The sequence below is a fragment of the Acinetobacter bouvetii genome (genome assembly GCF_902753875.1).
In the GTDB taxonomy this organism is placed as follows: domain Bacteria; phylum Pseudomonadota; class Gammaproteobacteria; order Pseudomonadales; family Moraxellaceae; genus Acinetobacter; species Acinetobacter bouvetii_A.
In genome coordinates this window covers 1-21,585 of record NZ_CADDTS010000025.1, presented here as the reverse complement: position 1 = coordinate 21,585, position 21,585 = coordinate 1, and the positions used below count along the sequence as shown (strand labels likewise).

The following is a 21,585-nucleotide window of genomic DNA, read 5'->3' as shown; positions in this document are numbered from 1 at the left end:
AAGCATGATCAATTTAAAGGTACTACTCTGAGCACTTCTTCCAGAGTCGTTATACCCTCCAAAACCTTGCGTGCACCTGCAATACGCAACGGTTCAACCCCTTCTTTCTTGGCTTGTGCACGTAATTGATTTAAATCGGCATTGGCCCCAATCAACTGTTTGGTATTCAAACTTAAAGGCATAAATTCATAAATGCCAACACGTCCTTTATAACCGGTATGGCGACATTCTTCACAACCGACCGCCTGAAACACAAAGTTTGGCATTTCAAGCGAATACTCAAAGGTCAAATGCTTCCACTCTTGCTCGTTAATAAAAGTTTCTTGTTTACAGTGTGGGCAAAGTTTTCGCACCAGTCGCTGCGCCAGCACGCCTAAAATGGTCGCTGCAGTTAAAAATGGCTGTATGCCTAGGTCATGTAAACGGGTCAAGCTCGACGGGGCATCATTGGTATGCAAGGTAGATAACACCAAGTGACCAGTTAATGCCGCCTGAATCGCCATATTAGCAGTATCCTGATCACGAATCTCACCGACCATAATAATGTCCGGGTCTTGACGCATCAGCGCACGCACGCCATCAGCAAAACCTAACTCAATACCCTGATTGACCTGCATCTGGTTAAAACTCGGTTCCAGCATCTCGATCGGGTCTTCAATGGTACAGACATTCACTTCTTCAGTTGCCAGCTGTTTCAGCGAAGAATACAGCGTGGTGGTTTTACCCGAACCGGTTGGACCAGTCACTAAAATAATGCCATGACTATGTGAAGTCAGCGCCTGCCAGTCATTTAGCAAACTACCTTCAAAACCCAGTTGCTGAAAACTTCTGACCAAAACTTCCGGGTCAAAAATACGCATCACCATTTTCTCGCCAAAAGCGGTCGGCAAGGTCGATAAACGTAGTTCTGTTTCCTGTCCTTTCGGAGTTCGGGTTTTTAGTCGTCCATCCTGAGGTTTGCGCTTTTCAGCCACATTCATACGGCCTAGAATCTTAATCCGTGAAATCACCGCAGTTAGGGTATTGGCCGGCATTTTATAAATAGTATGTAACACCCCATCAATACGGAAACGAACCTTGCCGGTATCTTTACGCGGTTCCAGGTGAATATCACTGGCACCCTGCTCAAAGGCAAACTGCAACACCCAATCCACCAATTTGACAATGTGTTGATCATTGGCATCCGGATTTTGGGTATCACCCAGTTGCAATAGTGCTTCCACCCCTTTGTTGTCACGGTCGTAGGCAGTGGATTTTTGTGAGGAGTTAACTGCACGGCTGACCTGATAATATTCCACCAGATAGCGCTGTAACTGATCCGGACTGAGTAACACGCGCTGAATTTTTTTCGGTGCAATGGTGTGTTCCAGATTGGCGACCCATTCAGTTTTGAACGGTTGATCGGTTGCTATCAGGACCTTATCTGCCTGAATTTCAACGGCCAAAATTTTATTCCGCAAGGCAAATTCTTGCGACATGATACTGGTCAGTGCCTGCACATCTGCTTTTAGCGGATCAATAATATAAAAAGGAAGCTTAGCTTTATCCGCAATCCACTGACATAGCCGGTTTAAAGTCAAGGTACTTTGCGGATGCGCCTGATCGACCAGATTAAAGTGGGCAATCCATTGTAAAGGATGCCATTTCAGTTGCTCACGCTGACGATGTGTGGTTTGTATCAGTAGCTTATTGCGCTCGGTAATACGTCCATCTTTTTGTAGTTGTTCTAAACACCACGAAGTATCCATTTCAAAATTAAAATTCATTGTTCTAAGCCCCAAAACATAAGCACACTATAGCAAACTAAATCACAACCCGCCTTAGTCCGTTTTACAAAAAAATCAGCCCAATTCACTCTTAAAATTAGTTGCTGGAATTGCTTATTCAAAAGCAAACTATAGCGTGTTTTCATCCCCATTACTCTTTTACTTTCGGACATTTATAGCCAATAATGCTAGAGATGCTGCTTAATTAAGCAGCTGAGTTTATATAGCCCAATAACTGGATTATCTCTGTGAATAATATGCTGAATCTGTCACTTCAAAGCACATCCTTTCAAGCCTTGCTAATGATTATGGCAGCAGCATTGGGCTGTGGTTTACTGATTGGTCTAGAACGTGAACGCAGCAAACAACGTGAGAATCAACATAGTTTTGCCGGTGTTCGTTCATTTGTCATCTGTGCTTTGCTAGGGGCATTATGTTTCACCTTTGGCAATCTCTTTGGCCTGATGGGAGCGATTATTGTCGGGGGAATTAGCATTTTTTCACTGAAGAACCAGTTTCAAGACCCTGGCGTTACCACCGAACTGGCTTTCGTCATGACCTATTTCATTGGTGGGCTATGTATTTGGAATATTACCTTGGCGGCAAGTTTATCAGTGGTGCTGACCGTCATTTTAATGATGAAACATTCCATGCACGGTTTTGCAGGAAAATGGATTACTGAATCAGAATTTAAAGATGGTTTGTTTTTACTGGCCCTGATTTTAATTGGTTTGCCACTGACGCCAAATACACCTTTATGGGGTGCCGTGCTGAATCCACATATTATTTTAAAACTCCTAACCCTGATTCTGGTTGTACAGGCCTTGGCACATATTGCCAAACGTTTACTTTCAACTAAAAGAGCGCTGATTCTTTCATCTGTTGCATCCGGATTTGTGTCCAGTACAGCCACCATCGCGCATTTAGGTATACAGGTTCGTAACGGCGAAGCAAATGCAGAGTCCAATGCTGGTGCAGCCCTGATGTCCTGTATTTCCACTCTGGTACTGTTACTGATTATTGTTGCCGGACTGTCTTTGGCTTGGTTCAAGGTTTTAATTCTGCCTTCACTGCTAGCGATCGGTATTTTAATCCTGTGTGGATTATGGCTTTTACGACATGCTCAGCCGGTTGAAAAAATAGAATCTAGCGACAGTCGGATGTTTAGCCTGAAAGAAGCTGCAATTATTGCGGGGACTTTAACCGCTATTCAGGCCGGTGTGTATGGTCTGGGGCTTTTACTGGGTGATGCCGGTTTAATTGCAGGTACTTTTTTGGCTTCGCTGTTTGAAATTCATGCAGCGATGACTGCGGTGGTGGTTCAAGGTGAACCAGCCAATACGTCCTTACTCTATGCCATTATTATTGGTCTAGCTGCACATGCAGTTTCCAAATCAATTAATGCAGCACTCACAGGCGGATTAAATTTTGCCCTTTATTTTGCTCCCATACAGATTTTACATATGCTGGCTTTAATTGGTGTGCTTTGGTGGTTGGTACAGCACTAAACTGAAAGTTCAACAATTGCTAGTATCGTAATGGCATCAAGTCCTACTCTAAAACTGACATCAAAATGAGCGAAATTCATTGTATAAATCCGCTTTGCATCATCCTGATAGGCAGGTCTTGGATCTAGCGATAACACTTGTTCCAGTTCATGCACAATTCGGTGATCTAACTTTTGCTGTTTAAGTAAATCCTGCTTTTGCACTTCCGCATGATCTGACCAGATTACCGCTTTGCGTTCTGGCTCATCCTGTGCATAACCACTTTGTGCATCTATCACGGCATCTGAATATTGAATATAAGGTTTAATGTCTAAAACAGGTGTGCCGTCTAATAAATCACTGCCTGTGACATAGACCCGCACCGATTTACCGACTTTTTTTACCTCTTTTAGTTGCACGACCGACAAACCCATCTGGCTTGGACGATACATGCTGCGTGTCGCAAATACGCCTATTTTCTTGTTCCCCCCCAAACGCGGTGGACGGACTTGCGGGCGAAATTTTGGATTTTCCTGTTGATGCTTATTGTCATGAAATTGCCAGATCAACCACAAATGACTGAATTCATTGATTCCCTCAAATGCCAGCAAATCATTATAAGGTTCCACCATCTCGATATAGGATTCCACTTGCACCAGATTGGGCTGTCGTGGAATACCAAATTTTTCTTTATAGGGAGATTTCATATACCCGATTATTGGCATATTCAGTTCGTTCATAATCACTTTTTCTGATAAGTTCAATTAAATATATTCAGTTTATCGAGAATGTTTTTAGATTAGAATAGTAAGCTGTTCTAATTTGATAATTTATTGAGACCTTTAATGGCTGCTTTCAACGTCGAAAAGATTACTCACGTACACCACTGGAATGACACATTATTCAGTTTTAAAACCACTCGCGATACTGCACTGCGTTTTAAAAATGGTCAATTTGTGATGATTGGTCTTGAAGTGAATGGTAAGCCTTTAATGCGCGCTTATTCGATTGCCAGCGCTAACTATGAAGAAGAGTTAGAGTTTTTCTCTATTAAAGTTCCAGATGGTCCTTTAACTTCTATCTTGCAAAAAGTAAAAGTTGGCGATGAAATCCTGGTTTCTAAAAAGCCTACAGGTACATTGGTTCTTGATGACTTAAACCCGGGTAAAAACTTGTACCTTCTTTCTTCAGGTACTGGTCTTGCTCCGTTCCTGTCTGTCATTCGTGACCCTGAAACTTACGAACGCTTTGAAAAAATCATCGTCGTTCACGGTACACGTTTTATTTCAGAATTGGCTTATCAAGATTTAATTTTGAATGAAATTCCAAATCACGAGTTCTTCGGTGAGTTGGGCGCTAAAGAAAAATTAGTGTATTACCCAACTGTAACGCGTGAAGATTTCCATACTCAAGGCCGTGTAACAACTGCGATTGAAACTGGTCAATTGTTCGAGAAAATCGGCCTGCCACGTTTCAACCCAGAAACTGACCGTGCAATGCTTTGCGGCAGCCCTGCATTCCTTGATGACGTTGCTGCACTTCTTGACCAGCATGGTCTGAAAGAATCACCTAAAATGGGTGTTCTAGGTGACTACGTAATTGAACGTGCATTCGTTGAAAAATAAGATTTTGGTTTAAATATCAATATCAGAAACCGAGGTTTAGGCCTCGGTTTTTTATTATTCTATTTTTAAATGAAAACAAGTTTTTTGTAGCCACAAAATTATAAATAGATTTTTGTCCGTATTGGATTCATAAGTGTGGCATGAATACTAGAACTTTCCCATCCCTTGCGCTGCATTTTAATACAGTGCTTAAAACTGGCTCAGGATGTACTGTATGAAAAAACTAAAGGTTTTTCTTATGAACTCAAAATATATTTTTAGGCACTCATTTCAACCTTCCAAAATTACAGATATTAGCTATACAACAGCATCATAATGCAATCCATCAAATGATGGCCGTACTGATTCAAAAAATCTAATATTAATAATTTTTGTTTATAATAAAAGGTCTATTGTTTATGGATATGTACAACAGGCTTACTTTCTCTGCGTTCTTGCAATGCCCGTTGAATCACCTGATAACCACCGATTAAAGCCAGAAGTGAAATCACCACAGCGACAATTAAATCGGGATATAAACTGCCTGTACCAAAAACCCCCACGGCCGCAAGAATAACAGCAGCATTGCCGATAGCATCATTTCGGCTACAAATCCAGACTGAACGCATATTGGCATCCCCATGCCGATAAGCATATAACAATGCCGCAGAGACCAGATTGGCAAGTAATGCCAGTACCCCAATCGCTCCCATGGTAATTGCTTCGGGTGGAATCCCTTTCATATAAGCGTAAATGGTTTTACCAATCACGACAAAGCCAAATGTTGCCATGACAATACCTTTCATCAAGGCAACCGTGGCACGCCAATACAGACTGACCCCCATCACAGCAAGCGAAATGCCATAGTTCACAACATCGCCAAAGAAGTCCAGAGCATCCGCCCAAAGTGCCGAAGAATGTGCATAAGCGCCCCCAATCAGCTCCACCACAAACAACGTGAGGTTAATGATCAGGGCAATCCACAAGACCTTGCGGAAATGTCCATTCGGTTTTTGAGGTGCAGGTTCATGACTACAAGTACATACCATTGACAACGCCCTCTAGCTTCATTCATAAAAATAATTGTATTATTTTTTATTCAAAACTATGGACTAACTCCAAGGTCAAGGCATGAAAATAGTAAAAAATTATTTAATTAAAGACATCGCCCATAAAACCCAGCTGAGTACAGACACCATCCGTTTTTATGAAAAAAAGCAGCTAATTCAACCCAGTTTTCGTGCAGACAACAATTATCGTTATTATGATGATGAAACCCTGAAACGACTGGTGTTTATCAAACGTTGCCGTGCACTGGATATGTCCCTAAAGGACATTGAAACCCTGATTCAGCTGGAACAGCAGCCACATCAGGGCTGCCAGAGGGTCAATGAACTGATTGATGAGCATTTAATGCAGCTGGAACAAAAAATTGCCGAATTGCAAAAGTTCCAGCTGCAACTGCAACAACTCAGACAGTCCTGCTCCAGCCAGACCACAATTGGTGATTGCCAGATTTTAAAGCAACTCGAAGCGGCTGAATAAATCAGATTGATTTTTGATTCACCCGCTTAGACAGCTCTGCTGCGGATTCCTTACGTTCAGAATAGCGATCGGTCAGATAGGCTGACTGTCCACGTGTCAACAAGGTGAACTTGTACAATTCTTCCATCACATCGACAATGCGGTCGTAATAACTGGATGCTTTCATCCGGCCATCTTCATCAAATTCCAGAAAGGCCTTCGCAATGGAAGATTGATTGGGTATGGTGATCATGCGCATCCAGCGTCCCAAAATACGCATTTGATTCACGGCATTAAACGATTGTGAACCTCCACTAACCTGCATCAAAGCCAGGGTTTTACCCTGCGTGGCACGAATAGCACCTGCCGCCAATGGAATCCAGTCAATTTGTGCTTTAAAAATAGAACTCATTGAACCATGCCGTTCCGGTGAACACCACACCATGCCTTCTGCCCAAGCCAGCAATTGATGTAATTCCTGCACTTTCGGATGTGAAGTTTCCGCATCTTCGGGTAATGGCAGTCCTTTGGGATGAAAGATTTTTACTTGCGCGCCAAAATGTTCCAGAATCCGGCCGGCTTCCAGTACGGCCAACCGGCTATAAGAACGTTCACGATTTGAACCATAGAGCAATAAAATTCGTGGCGGATGAGTCAGCACCTTGGCTTGAACCTGCTCAAATTCAGGTGTCGGCAATAGATCTAAATCAATATTTGGTAATGACATTGTCTGCTCACCTTTATGCGATGAATATTCTCCATGCTTCTCTCTTTGAGAGCGCTGGGGGAGAGATTTAAAAAAATAATTTAATTCGTAAATGGCCGACTAATCAGCCATAGTGGTTTCATGACAATAAAACTTTTTACGCAGCCATAGTGAAACACCGACCAAGGCAATCAGCACCGGCACTTCAACCAAAGGCCCAATAATAGTGATAAAAGCTACCGGTGAAGCCAGTCCAAAGGTGGCAATTGCCACTGCCAGCGCCAGCTCAAAATTATTCCCCGCTGCGGTAAAGGAAATGGCCGTAGTACGTGGATAGTCATTGCCCATCCATTTACTCAGGAAGAAACTGATCAGAAACATCAAGACAAAATAGATGCTCAATGGAATAGCAATCCGCAACACATCCATTGGCAAACTCACCACCTGTGCACCTTTCAGGCTAAACATTGCCACAATCGTAAATAGCAGCGCCAACAGGCTGAGCGGACTGATCTTGGGAAGGAACTGCTGTTGATACCAGTCCAGACCTTTTACTTTGACCAAAACAGTACGGCTTAAAAAACCCAGTAAAAACGGAATACCCAAATAAATTAAAACTGCCTGGCTAATGGTCCAGAAACTGACCTCAATGACTTGCCCAGCAACGCCAAAATATGGCGGCAAGTAACTTAAAAACAGCCAGGCATAGGTACTAAAGAATAAAATCTGAAAAATACTGTTAAACGCCACCAATGCCGCAACATATTGGTTATCGCCACAGGCCAGATTATTCCAGACCAGCACCATGGCAATACAGCGTGCCAAACCAATTAAAATCAGGCCGGTCATGTATTCCGGATAATTGTGCAGGAAGATGATGGCCAGTCCAAACATTAGACATGGTGCAATCAGCCAATTTTGTACCAAAGAGAGCACCAAGGTCGATTTATCCTGAAAAACTTGTGGCAATGTCTGATAATCTACTTTGGCCAAAGGTGGATACATCATCAAAATCAAACCGATCGCAATGGGTAAATTCACCGTGCCCATACTCATTTGATTTAAGCTGTCCGAGACCTGCGGCATATAAATGCCAATACCAATACCCAAAGCCATAGCGATAAAAATCCATAAGGTCAGGTTCCGGTCCAGGAAAGATAGTTTAGCGGTCGACATCTGCAACTCTACTTTTTAAATTTACCATCAGATAAAAATCCATCTCCCCCTGCCAAGCAATCCCTACCCAACAATGCGACTTGGCGTTAAAAAGCAAAATTCAGGAGAAGGTCCGTATTCAAAATTTAAGCAATGAAGGAAATTTTATGCATTTCTTCAATCAATTGATCACGACTTAGGCGATTGACATCCAAAGCAAAGAAGGCATCCAGACGCCGGTTAATATGTTCTACCGTGTGCATAAAGGCCTGTAATTTTTCCTGTTCCGGCACATCCAGATGTGATGGATCTTCCAGCCCCCAATGCACTTTAATGGCATTTCCCAGATACAAAGGACAGGCTTCCTGCGCCGCGGAATCACATACGGTCACCACAACTTGCGGATTAAACTGCTCACACTCTTGCATGTTTTTGCTATAGAGCGTCTCGGTCGAAAAATTCAAACTTTGCAAGGTTCTGAGCGTTAAAGGATGCACTTGACCAGAGGGCTGACTGCCGGCACTGCAGGCACCGAAGCCTTCAGGCGCCCGCGCATTAAACAAGGCTTCGGACAAAATGCTTCGGCAGCTGTTTCCAGTACATAAAAATAGAAAATTCATTATTATTCCAAAGACTTATTCACAACAATTTAAGGATTCACAACTTGATGAATTGACCAAATCGAAACGCTGATCTTCCGCAGCGATACGGTTTAAAACATCCAGACACCATGCCGGTAATTGATCATGCAGACGGTAATACACCCACTGCCCTTGGCGCCGATCTTGCACAAGCGCTGTGCTACGTAACAGCGCCAAATGCCGTGAAATTTTTGGCTGACTCAAATCCAGCGTTGCAGTGAAATCACAAACACAGCGTTCGCCCTGTTTCACCATCAACATCAGAAGATCCAGGCGCGTTTGATCCGCCAGACATTTAAAAAATTCGACCTGATCCATAAGATATCTGTATATACGTATTTTCATATATATTAACCCATCCAATGTGACATTTCGATGACCCTGTCACAAAAAGTGGTGGTTAATTCCGAGCTTTTTACTGGGTTGAATCATTTTTTTAGATCCCTACAATAAAGCCATAGTTTTTTTATGCCTTTAACGACATGACCATTTCACACGTAACTGAACTACTCTCTCCTGCTGGCTCCCTTAAAAACATGCGCTATGCCTTCGCTTATGGCGCAGATGCAGTCTATGCAGGTCAGCCACGTTACAGCCTGCGTGTGCGCAATAATGCGTTTGATCATGACAATCTGAAAATCGGCATTGCCGAGGCACATGCCTTGGGTAAAAAGTTTTATGTGGTGGTTAACATTCAGCCGCATAATTCCAAGTTAAAAAACTTTATCCGCGATTTAGCACCGGTGGTGGCCATGCAGCCTGATGCGCTGATTATGTCTGACCCCGGCTTAATCATGATGGTGCGTGAACATTTTCCAGACATGCCGGTGCATCTGTCTGTTCAGGCCAATGCAGTCAATTGGGCCACGGTAAAATTCTGGAAAAACATGGGACTCACCCGCGTGATTTTGTCACGTGAACTATCTATTGAGGAAATTGAAGAAATTAAAAATAACGTGCCGAACATGGAAATTGAAGTTTTCGTGCATGGCGCGTTATGCATGGCTTATTCCGGTCGTTGCTTACTTTCAGGCTATATGAACAAACGTGATGCTAATCAAGGCGCTTGCACCAATGCGTGCCGCTGGGACTATAAAATTCACGAGGCAGCTGAAGATGAAACTGGAGATGTCATTCCAGTTCAACAAATTGAAGAATCATCATGCTGTCAAAACAAAAATGCCGATGAGCAACACGCCCTACAACAACACCAATTTGGCGAGCCGGTTTTATTACAACGCAATGAAGAAGACATGTTTGCAGCAGAAGAAGACGAACATGGCACTTACTTCATGAACTCTAAAGACCTGCGTGCGGTACAGCATGTCGATCGTTTAACCCAAATGGGCATTCATTCCCTGAAGATTGAAGGTCGTACCAAGTCCTATTTCTACTGTGCCCGGACGGCACAAATCTACCGCAAAGCCATTGATGATGCACTCGAAGGTAAACCTTTTGATCCATCACTGATGACCCAGCTGGAAGGCTTAGCGAATCGTGGTTATACCGAAGGTTTCCTGCGTCGTCATGTGCATAGCGAATATCAAAATTATGAAAGCGGTTCATCGCGTTTTGACCATCAGCAGTTTGTCGGTGAAGTTCTGGAACGCAATGGTGACTACATCAAGATTGATGTGAAAAACCGTTTTGTGGTCGGTGATTCTTTAGAATTGATGACCACTTCAGGCAATATTACCTTTGAATTGACTGAAATTTTAGACAAAAAAGGTAATGCAATAGAGGATGCCAAAGGTTCAGGTCATATCGTAGAGATTCCTGTTCTTGCCGATGTTGACATGAACTATGCCCTGCTAATTCGCAACCTGCCGCATTCAAGCACTGATATTTCAGCTTCGTCTTTGGCGTATCAGGCCGTTTAAGGATTTGCTATGGCTTTATTGATTACCGATAAATGTATCAACTGCGATATGTGCTTGCCTGAGTGCCCGAATGAAGCCATTTATGAAGGAACAAAGATCTATGAAATTGATGTGAACCGCTGTACCGAATGTGTCGGATTTTATGAGCATCAAACTTGTGTGGCCGTGTGTCCAATTGAGTGCATTATTCCGCATCCTGAATATGCAGAAACCCAAGAAGAATTAATGCATAAATTTAATGCACTGAATTTGCTAAAAAATTAATTTTGTCATCATATTGGAATAATTTTTGCTTATTGTTAGACAACAACCTTGGGGAATTAAAATAATAAGACGGTAAAACAAAAAATGTAAAAGATAATAATAGAAATGGCAGCGATAAAAAAAAAGGAACCCGGTGTTAGCATCCAAAGTTCCTGTAAAATAAGAATATTGAGAACAACAATATTCAAAAAATAAATCAATGATAAAGATCAGTGTGCTTGGGGACACACTGATCTTTTTCTTTTACTGCCCAGAACGGATCATGTAATCAAAAGCAGACAGTGATGCTTTGGCACCTTCACCAGTAGCAATGATGATTTGCTTATATGGTACTGTGGTACAGTCGCCGGCAGCAAATACGCCCTTCACATTGGTTTCGTTGCGTTCGTTAATCATGATCTCGCCACGGTTGCTCAGTTCAACTTTTGAGGCTTTCAGGAAATCGGTGTTCGGCAACAAACCGATTTGCACGAAAATCCCCGCCAATTCAACTGTGTGCTCTTCATCAGTGGCACGGTCTTTGTATTTCAAAGCTGTGACTTGTGAACCATCACCCACAACTTCAGTCGACAAGGCATTTTTGATCACGGTGGTGTTCGGCAAGCTGTTGAGTTTGTCTTGCAGCACCTGGTCTGCACGCAGTTTGGTATCAAATTCCACCAAAGTCACATGCTCGACAATCCCTGCCAGATCAATCGCCGCTTCAACACCTGAGTTACCGCCACCAATTACCGCAACACGTTTACCTTTGAACAAGGGACCGTCACAGTGCGGGCAGTAGGCCACACCACGGGTTTTATACTCTTGCTCACCCGGCACGTTCATTTCTCTCCAACGGGCACCGGTGGACAGGATGATAGTTTTGGATTCCAGTTTAGCGCCGTTTTCCAACGTCACTTCCACCAGACCATTCACGGTTTCATCGGCACCTTTAATGGCAGACACTTTTTGCAGGTTCATGATGTCTACGCCATATTGACGAACATGTGCTTCCATCTCTGCGGCAAATTTTGGACCTTGGGTCTTTTGCACCGAAGTGTAGTTTTCAATGTCCATGGTGTCCATGACCTGACCACCAAAGCGTTCCGCCACAATCCCGGTTTGAATGCCTTTACGTGCGGCATAGATCGCTGCAGTATTGCCTGCAGGTCCACCACCAATTACCAAGACATCAAAAGCAGCTTTGGCATTGAGTTTTTCGGCATCTTTGGCTGCTGAGTTGGTATCCAGTTTGGCAATGATTTCTTCCAGTGTCATACGACCCTGACCGATGTGGTTGCCATCCTGGAACAGCATCGGAACCGCCATAATTTTGCGTTGTTCCACTTCGTCCTGGAAGAACGCACCATCAATCATGGTCGCAGTTGTACCCGGATTGTTAATCGCAATCAGGTTCAAGGCTTGCACCACATCTGGACAGTTATGACAGCTCAGTGAGACAAACACTTCAAAGTCGGTGCTGATGTTCAAGCTTTTAATTTGAGCCAATACTTCATCAGACACTTTTGGCGCATAACCAGACACTTGTAACAAGGCTAGAATCAACGAGGTAAATTCATGCCCCATTGGCAAACCGGCAAAGAAGACACGCGGCTGTTCACCGGCTTTCGCCACTCCAAAGCTAGGCGCACGTTTGTTGCTGCCATCAAAGCGTGCAGTGACTTGATCAGACAGCGCTGCAATTTCTGTCACCAGTTCTTTGATTTTGTCAGATTTGTCTGAGCCATCTAAAGTCGCGACAAGTTCAATCGGGCTTTCTAAACGTTCTAATAAGGTTTTCAGTTGTGCTGAAGTGTTTTGGTCTAACATGCTAACGTCTCCAAAGGAGTAAGTATTTATTCGATAAGAGAATGATAATGAAATTAAACAAATAGGTAAAACAGTTTGTTTTTATATTAATAATCGTTTTTTTGAATTTTAATTTTATGCGTACCATTAAATAGGCATTTCAAGCTTCTCTTTCCTGCTCTGAAGTATATGACATAATTTGATACTTAGATTTTCAGATAAAAGAAAAGCCCCTATTTTCAGAGCTTTCCTTTGTGCATATATCATGTAATTTTATGTTCAATGCGCTGAATACGCTCTTTAAAACCTTTGGCCAAAATAAATAAAATCAAACTTAAAAATCCAGTTAAAAATATAAATGCAACTATCAAAACTTGCATAACCGAACTGAGTTGATCGGCTTGTTGCACCTGTTTTTCCACACTTGCAGCCATCGGGGTCAAGGTTTTTCCATACAGTTGATGTTGCATGGTCCATAACTGTTCCGGCTTAAAACCATATTCAATAAAAGCTGGATCTATTTTTTCCGCTTTAACCAAAGCCAGTACCTGTGGAATGGCCGCATCTTTATCAACCGGTTTATGCAATAGTGCAGCTTGAGCCAGCAAATAAGCCTTTACGGGCGCATCAAGGTCTGAACGCTGTAAATCCTGTGCCAACTCGCTTTGCTGAATATTTTTATCGTACTGAATGGCTTCAGCATAGACATCATGCTCATCATTTAAATCGTATTGCAGATAGGTCAGACCTGACCACAACACGATAAATGCAATCAGCCAGCCAACAAACTTCAAAATAAAAGACTGAAAACGGATATAAAAGAAACGGATTTTCTTTAAAAAATGAATGACAAAAAATGCCCCAATAAAAGACACCAACAGTTTGAGAATCAGCCAGCCAAACCATGACAACAGATTGCTAAAATAGTCCGTGTGCTGACTCAGCTCGGCAAGATTGGCATCTACACTCATAGGCATATGCAGCTGTTGCAGTTCCGTGCTCAGACCAAAAAAACTGTAGACAAAATCCTGCTGTAAAACGAATGCTACGATAGATGCCAGAAAAAAGCTCGCACTGCAAATACCCAACAACATCAGATTGCGTTGCCGCTTTTTCAGCAGCACCACACCTGATTCAATCTGTTGCGGATTCACAGCATATTCATCTAAAGGCAAACCTTTTCTCCTCAACTGCAAGCCATCAGCTTAACTGCACGATTAAGATTGATTTACATCACTATTTGACATTGCTACTTGCTATCACTGTGACTTGATTCAATCACCAGCTGATTCAGATTTTCCTGCAAAGCACGTAAGCGCGTAGTAGCCTCAGCGCGTTTTTGCATGCCTTCTTTTTGCACCTGAATCACGTCATTTACTGTTTTAATGAGGGTGTTTTGCACATGTTCAAGCGTTTCGATATCAATTACGGAACGCTGATTGGCTTTGGCGGTATCCACCGAGTTCTGATGCAACAGATCCGCATTACGACGCAACAGGTCATTGGTCGCATCATCAATGCTATTGGCCAGCTGTACACTGTTTTTTTGCTCATGCAGGGAAATCGCCAGACTGATCTGGTTTTTCCATGCAGGCAAGGTAATATTTTTAATGGCATAAAATTTGTCGACCAGCATCAGGTTATTGGACTGAATAATTCGGATCATGGGCAAGGTCTGCATGGCTGACTGCTGCAAGACCTGCAAATCACTGACCCTTTTTTCCAGATTATTGGCGAGGTGATTGAGGTCATAAACCTTTTGTACTACTGTCTGATCCTGAGTTTGTGTGTTTAAGGTTGCAATTTGCTGCTGAATTTCCTGTTCTTTCAGTTTACCCGCCGCAATATAAACACCCAACTGTTTGTATTCATCCTGCACCCCCTGAAACATTTTATCCAAGGTATCAACCCGGGCTTTAAGTCCCGATTGTGAAGTTTCAATCTCTTTCACCAACACATCAATTTGCTCTTTGGTGCTATTAAAATTTTGATCGAAACTTTGCTTGGCCCCTTTCATTTTACTGATCAGATTGCCAAAGAAACCTGAACTCTTTTTCTTGTTTAAAATACTATTGGTATTTAATTGCTGTGCAACCTGTACCACCTGATTCAGCTTTTGCCCAGTGGCATCCAGCTCTTTATTTTGAACCAGATTGAGCAGTTCATCGGTATAGCTTGATGTTTTGCTGGCAATATTTTTACCATACTCCGCGACTGCCGCATGATTCATGGCTGCCAATTCTTTATGTGCATTCATCACTTCATTGAAGTCTGAATCCTGCAAACCTATTTCTTGTAAATTCAACTGTTGAAATTTTTGCTGAACTTCGCCTGCGTTCACTTCAGCAGGAAGATCTTTGTGTTCTAAATCGGTCATATTTCACCTGAATATAAGAATCTGTTGACATTTTATAAATGGATTGCCCGCAAATCTGATGCTTAATGTGTAGACTTCTGTAATGATTTTCTTAAAGTTTTGATCAGATCCTCTCGGCTATTATCCAGCTTTTCCAGTTCAATTGCCGAATGGCTTTGATTGCTTTGTTTAACATGATATTGCCACGCCGGAATCAGCACCTGCTGCGCTTCTTTAAAACGATCCAGCAAGGTAAAAGAGAGCTGATGAGATAATTGCATTTGTGTAATTGCAATATCATTACTGGCCTGCAAGGTTTGTAATGAATAGATTTTTTTAGACAATCTTTCAGAAAAATTATCGAGCGGATGCTGATTTTTCACGAAATTTGGATATTCCTGCAAGAATTCTTGCGCCGCCAGAATATAACCTGCCATATGTTCACGATGCCCTATCAGTTGCTGAAAACGTGCCTGTGACTTCTGAATTTCAATCTGCAATTTTTGGCTTAAATGATTGGCTCGCGTTAGCAGCTGATCCAGATTTTTATAATACTGCACCTGCCCCGAATCATATTCCAGATCTATCCCCAACCATTTTTGCACACGATTAAATTTACGCACTTTTAAGTATTTTTTTGATTCCGCCAGCGCCTGAATCAACTGCTCTATGGTTGAACTCAATTGCTGGGTCAAATGTGGATCTACTCCATTCAGTAATACAGACTGAGCCTGAATCACAGCATCGGCATAATGATTCAGCCGATATTGATCATTCAATAATGGAACCAAATCATTGCGCTGAATGGAAAGAACATTGGCCCGATTTACTTCAATGTCAGTCAAAGGAACAAGAGTATCTATCTGAGACATAATATTAGAAACTCAATAAAATCATTTTTATAGTACGACTTTTATACAAAATATCATGTAGTATTTTGCAATTTTTATCCGCTGAATATATTCAGTCCAATTCAATTTTCTGCATATTACCATCCAGCACAATTCGTCGGAAAATTCATCCATACTATTCATTTAAATATTTGATTATTAATATTTTATAAAAATTAAAATTTCTTTATTTTACTCTAAAAAATTTTTTTGTCGGATTATCACAGACTTGTTGGATGAATTCTTTATCCTATAGATCTGCACATACAAGGAGTATGTAGCAGTGATAAAAATATGAATAAAAAAAACCTTTATGGAAATAAAATTGGAATACTGAAATGAAAAACAAAAACTTATTTTTAAAATGGACGATAAATCTATTTCTCGCCTCAAGCGCATGTGCAGCAATCACTACCCATGCTGCAAGTTCTACGCTGCCTGCCCCGCCAAATAGCCAACAAGTCTTTTTTGTGGGGAATAACTGGGATGGAACTGTCACTGTCATTCGACCATCGCAGGACTATGCCAAGATCGGGGTGATTAATATGGTTCCTGATCGTTCAGAACGCTTAAAAGAAATTTATCTGAATCCGGTCAAACTAATTGCCTATAGCTATATTCGCAATACCGCTGGTGAAGGCAATGACCAGCTGGTGGATGACATGTATTCAACGCCAGATGGCAAATCTGTGGTGGCATCGCGCCCGAGTTTTGCCGATGTCGTGTCGATTAATATCGCGACAGGAAAAATAAACTGGCGTACTCCGGTTGAAGGTTTCCGTGCCGATCACATGGCGGTTTCACCTGATGGTCAGCGCTTAGCAGTATCTGCATCTTCGGGAAATGTGGTGCATGTGCTGGATATTAATAGCGGTAAAGAATTGGGGCGCTTTGCCACCGGTGACAAACCGCATGAAAATATTTTCTTTAATGGCGGCAGCAAAATACTCAACTCGGCTATTGGAAATGTCGAAACAGCCATGGATGCTGCATGGCAAGATTTCACCAAAGGTAAACGCTACATCACCATTGCCGATGCCAATACTTTTAAAGTGCTCAAGACCATTGATTTCCGTCCTGCACTAGATGCCGTTGGCCGCAAGGATTTATCCAATGCCGTACGTCCTATCGTGTTTAGCCCGGATGAAAGTAAAATTTATGCGCAGGTTTCCTTCTTTAACGGTTTGGTTGAATACGATCTGAATCAGGATAAGATCACCCGCATTGCCCAACTTCCTGGTAGCTCAACCATTCCTTCTGATCGTACCAAATGGGTGAATGACTCACGCCATCATGGTCTTTCTATCAGTGCGGACGGAGCTAAACTCTGTGTTGCTGGTACCATGGATGACTATGCCACAATTGTAGACCGTGCAACGTTAAAAGCCGGAAAACTGATTGCCGCCGGTAAACCTTACTGGGCAACACAAAGCCCAGATGGCAAAAGTTGCGTGATTTCAGAAAGTGCCAACGATGTAGTCACCGTGATTGATTTTGCGAGTGGTGAAAAATTACTCAGCGTGCCTGTAGGGAATCATCCACAGCGTGTGCGGATTGGTTATGCACCAGCTGGCTGGTCTACTCGGTAAAATACAATGAATGTTTCAAATTTATACATTCAGCACCACAGACCTGATTTTGAATTGGGTCTGTTGATGAAACCAAAATTAAATAAATAGAGTTTATCGCATGAACCGCACGCTACAACTGGGCAGTATCATTGGTTTAATGGTGGTATTGTTACTGGCCATTATCTATATCTTCAAGCCTTCCACATCTACTCAGATAAATACAGCAGAACCCATCGTAGATAATGTTCCTGCCATGAAAACTTCAGAACCAAACAAAACCCCATCCAAGCTAGATAATGCAACTTCAGAGCAAAACATTAATCAAAAAGAGTTGATTCAACAACGTGAGCAACTGTATAAAAAATTTCAGGATATAAATACGGCTTTAAGTCGTGGACAACAGCCAGATGCCGGTCAAATAAGTAAAATGCTAGAACAGCAAAAACAGCTGGTTCAATCAGGGATTGTTCCAGCGGATGAAGCCATTTCAAATGCGCAGTTTTTAAAGCAGATTTTACCCGTCATGCAGGCCCAGATTCATCGGCATATTCTGCAGTTAGAACAGCTTAGACATGGCGCTAAATAAACGAGTGACTTTAGAAAATATGAATAAGTATTTGCTCACCACATCAATATAGAAAAAGGGAGGCCGAAGCCTCCCAAACGCTACATAATATTTTAACTTTAGAAAGTTTTACGTACACTCAGCCAGTATTGATGATCATCACGATCCTGTAACTGTTCCGGCGTACTGCCTATCGGGAAAGCCACTTCAGCATTGGCCTGAATGTTCCACGCATTGCTCCAGCTCAAGCCCAGCCCTGCACTGCTGATCTGTACCTGATTTTCTCCAGTTACCCCTGCCCAGCGCTGTGCATTTAAACTGAGCTCCGCAGTATCAACAAAGACTTTGCCTCTGATTTGATTCTTTGCATCTGCAAATAAGCTTTGGCGTAATTCGGCCGTAGCCAAGTAGCCTGTAGATCCAGCAAACTGGCTCGACTCATAACCACGCACATTAAACGGCCCACCACCCAGATACTGTTCTGAACTGTCCAGATTGTATGGACTATATTGTCCATAGACTCCCAAATAACCTTGAGTACCTTTTGTACCCAGATTCTGTAAACGTGACAAGTTTAGGCTGGCGGTATAATAGTCTCCTGCCGTATTTGCTGTTTGTGCATCTAAAGCCGCGGCATCGCTATTTTTAAATTTCACCCGACCAAAACTAGTGGATGCACCATACTGGGTTAAACCACCACCCAAGAATGAATCAAATTGCGAACCATCCAGTCGTGCGGTCAGTACATCAATATTTCGGTGTTTAAAATACTGATTCAGCCTGATGTCATCTTCCAGCTGTTTATGGTCATATTGCAGTGTGAACAGCACTTCGGCATTGTTGCTCAGCAATGCCGGCTGACTAATAAATACGCTGGTCTGTGCGGCATTTCCTTCTGCCTGTAGCGTAGTCAGGTCTTTGCCCAGTTCATAATCCAGATAGGAATAACTGACACCTGCACGGGTGCCCATACCGCTCAAGGTAAAGGCATAGCCTGCACGGGCATAGTTCATGCGCTCTCCTGCCGTCAGGACATCCAGACTCATCTCATCTCCCAGACCTGCAAGGTTATAGGCCGAAATTCCCGCAGTACCACGGACACGACTGGTGTAGCGGTTACCAAAATTGTCTGCACCCAGATATCCGCTCAACATGGGGGTATTGACCACTTCAATATTCAACTGGCTGCTACCGACAGTTGCACCGGGGGTCAGGACATTGCGGGTACTGACTCCTTTTAAACGATTGAGCAGTTTTAATTGTTGCTGCATTTGATCGCTGTTAATGCGTTCACCCTGTTTCAGTGGGGCAATGGTTTGTTTCACCAACCAGTCCTGAGTACGGCTCTGGTTATCGATCACCGTCTGGTCGTAGTAGGCTTCCAGTACATTAATACGAACAATGCCCTGACTCAGGTTTTGCTGCGGCAGATAAGCACGGCTATAGGCATAACCGTGCTGTTGATAATACTGGGTAATGCGCTGTGCAACCTGCCACAGCTGATTCAGATTCAGTTGCTGGCCTTCTGCATCCACCACCAGCTGATGCAGTTGTGCGGTGCTGAAACGGCTGTTGCCGGCAATTTCAAATTTCTGTACTGCAATCTGTACATCAGTGGCATTTGGGGCAGTTGATGTCGATGGACTTTCAACCTCCACCGCTGCCTGAGGGGTCAGCAGCTGCTCTGGCTGCTGCTGTTGTAACAGTTGACCCGCATTCGGTGCAGGCGCTGCCTGACTGCCTGTTGCACATAAAGTTAAGCATGCACCAATTGATAAGGTGAGTAAGTTTAGTTGCTGTTTCATCAATTAGTGCTCCCCTGCAAGTGTCTGGATGCCTGAGGTATTGATTCCCCCTTGGCGTAATTCAATGTTGATGGTATTTATTGCATTATTTGTTTCTGGTAAGTAGCGTGGGCGTTTGAATTGGATCGCCTGCAAATACGCTGCTGGTGTCAGCAGAACGATATCGGCTGTGGTCAAGGCGGTTGTATCAAGCAGACGATAATTATGTGCATCTGCTCCGCCCAGACTCAGTCCGGAAATGCGTACTGTTTTGGTCTGCCCCGGTAAGGCATCATCAAACGCTCCGGTGGCTGTTGCAACACTCAGCTGATCACCTGCAACCATGCCATTGAACTGTGCCTGATCTGTATTCAGGGATGCTGCAGTTAATCCATCATAGTGTCGGTTATTTGCAGCAATACCGCTAATCGAACTGATATCAGCCTGACTAATATCGGCTGTGGTTTGTGCCGTGGTATTGACCAATTCATAGTTATGGGCATCTGCACCATTTAAGCTGATGTTGCTGATGCTGACCTGTTTAGCCGTACCGACATTTTTATTGTCAAATTGTCCACTGGCCGTTACCACAGCGAGTTGATCACCTGCGACCATGCCATTGAATTGTGCAGATGATGTATTTAGATCTGCCCCGGTTGTTGCATCATAAACTCGGTTATTAGCAGTAATGCCGCTGACCTGACTGATTTTGGCTTTGGTAATGTCCGCAGTATCAATTACAGTTGTTGAAGCAAGAACATAATTCCCTGCATCTGCACCGCTTAAAGTTAATCCATAAGTCGTCACCGTTTTGTCTATACCGACATTTTTATCGGCAAAGCTGCTACTTCCGGTTACAGTCAAGTTGTCATTGCTAATGCGATCATCAGTGAGGTTGACATGAACTGCTGTCGTACCATCATAAACTCGGTTTTGAGCATCACTGTTCACTGCTAGAGTGCGAGCCGTGATATCCGCAGTATCAGTTAAAGTTGTTGAAGCAAGAACGTAGTTCCCTGCATCTGCGCCACTCAAGCGTAAACCTGTAGCCGTTACGACTTTACCATTGGCGACATTTTTATCGCTAAAGTTCGCTGTGCCGTTTACGGTGACTACATCACCTGTAATACGGTCATCGCCATAGCTAACGATTGCTGATGTGCCTGCATCATAGACTTTGTTCTGTGCTGTCATCGTTGCTGTTAAAGTCGCAGGCGTAATATTCGCTTTTGTCGTAACAGGTGTAGAAGCAAGAACGTAGTTCCCTGCATCTGCACCGCTTAAAGTTAATCCATAAGTCGTCACCGTTTTGTCTATACCGACATTTTTATCGGCAAAGCTGCTACTTCCGGTTACAGTCAAGTTGTCATTGCTAATGCGATCATCAGTGAGGTTGACATGAACTGCTGTCGTACCATCATAAACTCGGTTTTGAGCATCACTGTTCACTGTTAGAGTGCGAGCCGTGATATCCGCAGTATCAGTTAAAGTTGTTGAAGCAAGAACGTAGTTCCCTGCATCTGCGCCACTCAAGCGTAAACCTGTAGCCGTTACGACTTTACCATTGGCGACATTTTTATCGCTAAAGTTCGCTGTGCCGTTTA

At 43.0% G+C, this 21,585-nt stretch carries 20 protein-coding genes; 7 read left to right on the top strand and 13 right to left on the bottom strand.

Annotation, left to right across the window (positions count from 1 at the left end):
- Window positions 1–8 precede the first annotated feature (8 nt).
- Window positions 9–1,766 (bottom strand): GspE/PulE family protein, encoded by a 1,758-nt coding sequence (locus tag FB6_RS07035; protein ID WP_174559329.1) that lies wholly within the window; start codon window positions 1,764–1,766, stop codon window positions 9–11.
- A gap of 257 nt (window positions 1,767–2,023) precedes the next feature.
- On the opposite strand from FB6_RS07035, the gene FB6_RS07030 reads away from it, so the two are divergent.
- Entirely contained in the window at window positions 2,024–3,274 is a 1,251-nt protein-coding gene (locus tag FB6_RS07030) for an MgtC/SapB family protein (protein WP_217427328.1), read from the top strand.
- Here FB6_RS07030 and tsaA read toward each other — a convergent pair.
- Window positions 3,271–3,993, bottom strand: a complete 723-nt coding sequence (gene tsaA, locus FB6_RS07025; RefSeq protein ID WP_174559328.1) for a tRNA (N6-threonylcarbamoyladenosine(37)-N6)-methyltransferase TrmO — start codon at window positions 3,991–3,993, stop codon at window positions 3,271–3,273. The two genes, FB6_RS07030 and tsaA, sit on opposite strands and share 4 nt — an antisense overlap.
- A 105-nt stretch (window positions 3,994–4,098) precedes the next feature.
- On the opposite strand from tsaA, the gene FB6_RS07020 reads away from it, so the two are divergent.
- The gene (locus tag FB6_RS07020; protein ID WP_174559327.1) at window positions 4,099–4,878 is read left to right on the top strand and encodes a ferredoxin--NADP reductase; all 780 of its coding nucleotides are present in this window, start codon (window positions 4,099–4,101) and stop codon (window positions 4,876–4,878) included.
- A 389-nt stretch (window positions 4,879–5,267) separates the two neighbouring features.
- On the opposite strand, the gene FB6_RS07015 is transcribed toward FB6_RS07020, so the two are convergent.
- A complete protein-coding gene (locus tag FB6_RS07015; RefSeq protein ID WP_174559326.1) occupies window positions 5,268–5,906 on the bottom strand; it encodes a cation transporter in 639 nt (212 codons plus the stop codon).
- Window positions 5,907–5,988: 82 nt separating this feature from the next.
- Here FB6_RS07015 and FB6_RS07010 point away from each other — a divergent pair, with 82 nt between their 5' ends.
- Window positions 5,989–6,402 (top strand): MerR family DNA-binding protein, encoded by a 414-nt coding sequence (locus tag FB6_RS07010; RefSeq protein ID WP_174559325.1) that lies wholly within the window; start codon window positions 5,989–5,991, stop codon window positions 6,400–6,402.
- Window position 6,403: 1 nt separating this feature from the next.
- Here FB6_RS07010 and arsH read toward each other — a convergent pair whose 3' ends face one another.
- The 4 genes from arsH to FB6_RS06990 all read right to left on the bottom strand — a co-directional run bounded on the left by arsH (window position 6,404) and on the right by FB6_RS06990 (window position 9,201).
- Window positions 6,404–7,108: an arsenical resistance protein ArsH gene (arsH, locus tag FB6_RS07005; RefSeq protein ID WP_174559324.1), complete on the bottom strand. Its 705-nt coding sequence runs from the start codon at window positions 7,106–7,108 to the stop codon at window positions 6,404–6,406.
- A gap of 99 nt (window positions 7,109–7,207) precedes the next feature.
- Window positions 7,208–8,263, bottom strand: coding sequence for an ACR3 family arsenite efflux transporter (arsB, locus tag FB6_RS07000; protein ID WP_174559323.1), 1,056 nt, complete (start codon window positions 8,261–8,263; stop codon window positions 7,208–7,210).
- A gap of 125 nt (window positions 8,264–8,388) precedes the next feature.
- Window positions 8,389–8,862, bottom strand: coding sequence for an arsenate reductase ArsC (locus FB6_RS06995; protein WP_174559322.1), 474 nt, complete (start codon window positions 8,860–8,862; stop codon window positions 8,389–8,391).
- Between the two features lie 15 nt (window positions 8,863–8,877).
- Window positions 8,878–9,201 (bottom strand): metalloregulator ArsR/SmtB family transcription factor, encoded by a 324-nt coding sequence (locus tag FB6_RS06990; RefSeq protein ID WP_174559416.1) that lies wholly within the window; start codon window positions 9,199–9,201, stop codon window positions 8,878–8,880.
- A 164-nt stretch (window positions 9,202–9,365) separates the two neighbouring features.
- Between FB6_RS06990 and trhP the strand changes: the two genes are divergently transcribed.
- Both trhP and FB6_RS06980 read left to right on the top strand, forming a co-directional pair.
- A complete protein-coding gene (gene trhP, locus FB6_RS06985) occupies window positions 9,366–10,763 on the top strand; it encodes a prephenate-dependent tRNA uridine(34) hydroxylase TrhP (RefSeq protein ID WP_174559321.1) in 1,398 nt (465 codons plus the stop codon).
- Between the two features lie 9 nt (window positions 10,764–10,772).
- Window positions 10,773–11,027, top strand: a complete 255-nt coding sequence (locus FB6_RS06980) for a YfhL family 4Fe-4S dicluster ferredoxin (protein ID WP_174559320.1) — start codon at window positions 10,773–10,775, stop codon at window positions 11,025–11,027.
- 243 nt (window positions 11,028–11,270) lie between these two features.
- Here the strand turns inward: FB6_RS06980 and ahpF are convergent, their stop codons facing one another.
- From ahpF to FB6_RS06960, 4 genes are all read right to left on the bottom strand, one after another.
- A complete protein-coding gene (ahpF, locus tag FB6_RS06975; protein WP_174559319.1) occupies window positions 11,271–12,836 on the bottom strand; it encodes an alkyl hydroperoxide reductase subunit F in 1,566 nt (521 codons plus the stop codon).
- A gap of 242 nt (window positions 12,837–13,078) precedes the next feature.
- Window positions 13,079–13,990 carry a hypothetical protein gene (locus FB6_RS06970; protein ID WP_174559318.1) on the bottom strand — a complete coding sequence of 304 codons (912 nt, stop codon included), beginning with the start codon at window positions 13,988–13,990 and terminating at the stop codon, window positions 13,079–13,081.
- A gap of 74 nt (window positions 13,991–14,064) precedes the next feature.
- Window positions 14,065–15,192 (bottom strand): toxic anion resistance protein, encoded by a 1,128-nt coding sequence (locus FB6_RS06965; protein WP_174559317.1) that lies wholly within the window; start codon window positions 15,190–15,192, stop codon window positions 14,065–14,067.
- Between the two features lie 62 nt (window positions 15,193–15,254).
- On the bottom strand, window positions 15,255–16,043 hold the full coding sequence (locus tag FB6_RS06960; RefSeq protein ID WP_174559316.1) for a tellurium resistance protein: 789 nt from the start codon (window positions 16,041–16,043) through the stop codon (window positions 15,255–15,257).
- Between the two features lie 356 nt (window positions 16,044–16,399).
- On the opposite strand from FB6_RS06960, the gene FB6_RS06955 reads away from it, so the two are divergent.
- Both FB6_RS06955 and FB6_RS06950 read left to right on the top strand, forming a co-directional pair.
- Window positions 16,400–17,650, top strand: a complete 1,251-nt coding sequence (locus FB6_RS06955) for a YncE family protein (protein ID WP_174559315.1) — start codon at window positions 16,400–16,402, stop codon at window positions 17,648–17,650.
- Window positions 17,651–17,750: 100 nt separating this feature from the next.
- Entirely contained in the window at window positions 17,751–18,218 is a 468-nt protein-coding gene (locus FB6_RS06950) for a hypothetical protein (RefSeq protein ID WP_174559314.1), read from the top strand.
- A 98-nt stretch (window positions 18,219–18,316) separates the two neighbouring features.
- Here FB6_RS06950 and FB6_RS06945 read toward each other — a convergent pair whose 3' ends face one another.
- Together FB6_RS06945 and FB6_RS06940 are read right to left on the bottom strand one after the other, a co-directional pair.
- Complete coding sequence (locus FB6_RS06945) at window positions 18,317–20,002, bottom strand: ShlB/FhaC/HecB family hemolysin secretion/activation protein (protein ID WP_174559313.1); 1,686 nt, start codon at window positions 20,000–20,002, stop codon at window positions 18,317–18,319.
- A 3-nt stretch (window positions 20,003–20,005) separates the two neighbouring features.
- Window positions 20,006–21,585 (bottom strand): YDG domain-containing protein (locus FB6_RS06940; protein ID WP_254592207.1); only part of this gene is annotated, 1,580 nt, incomplete at its 5' end.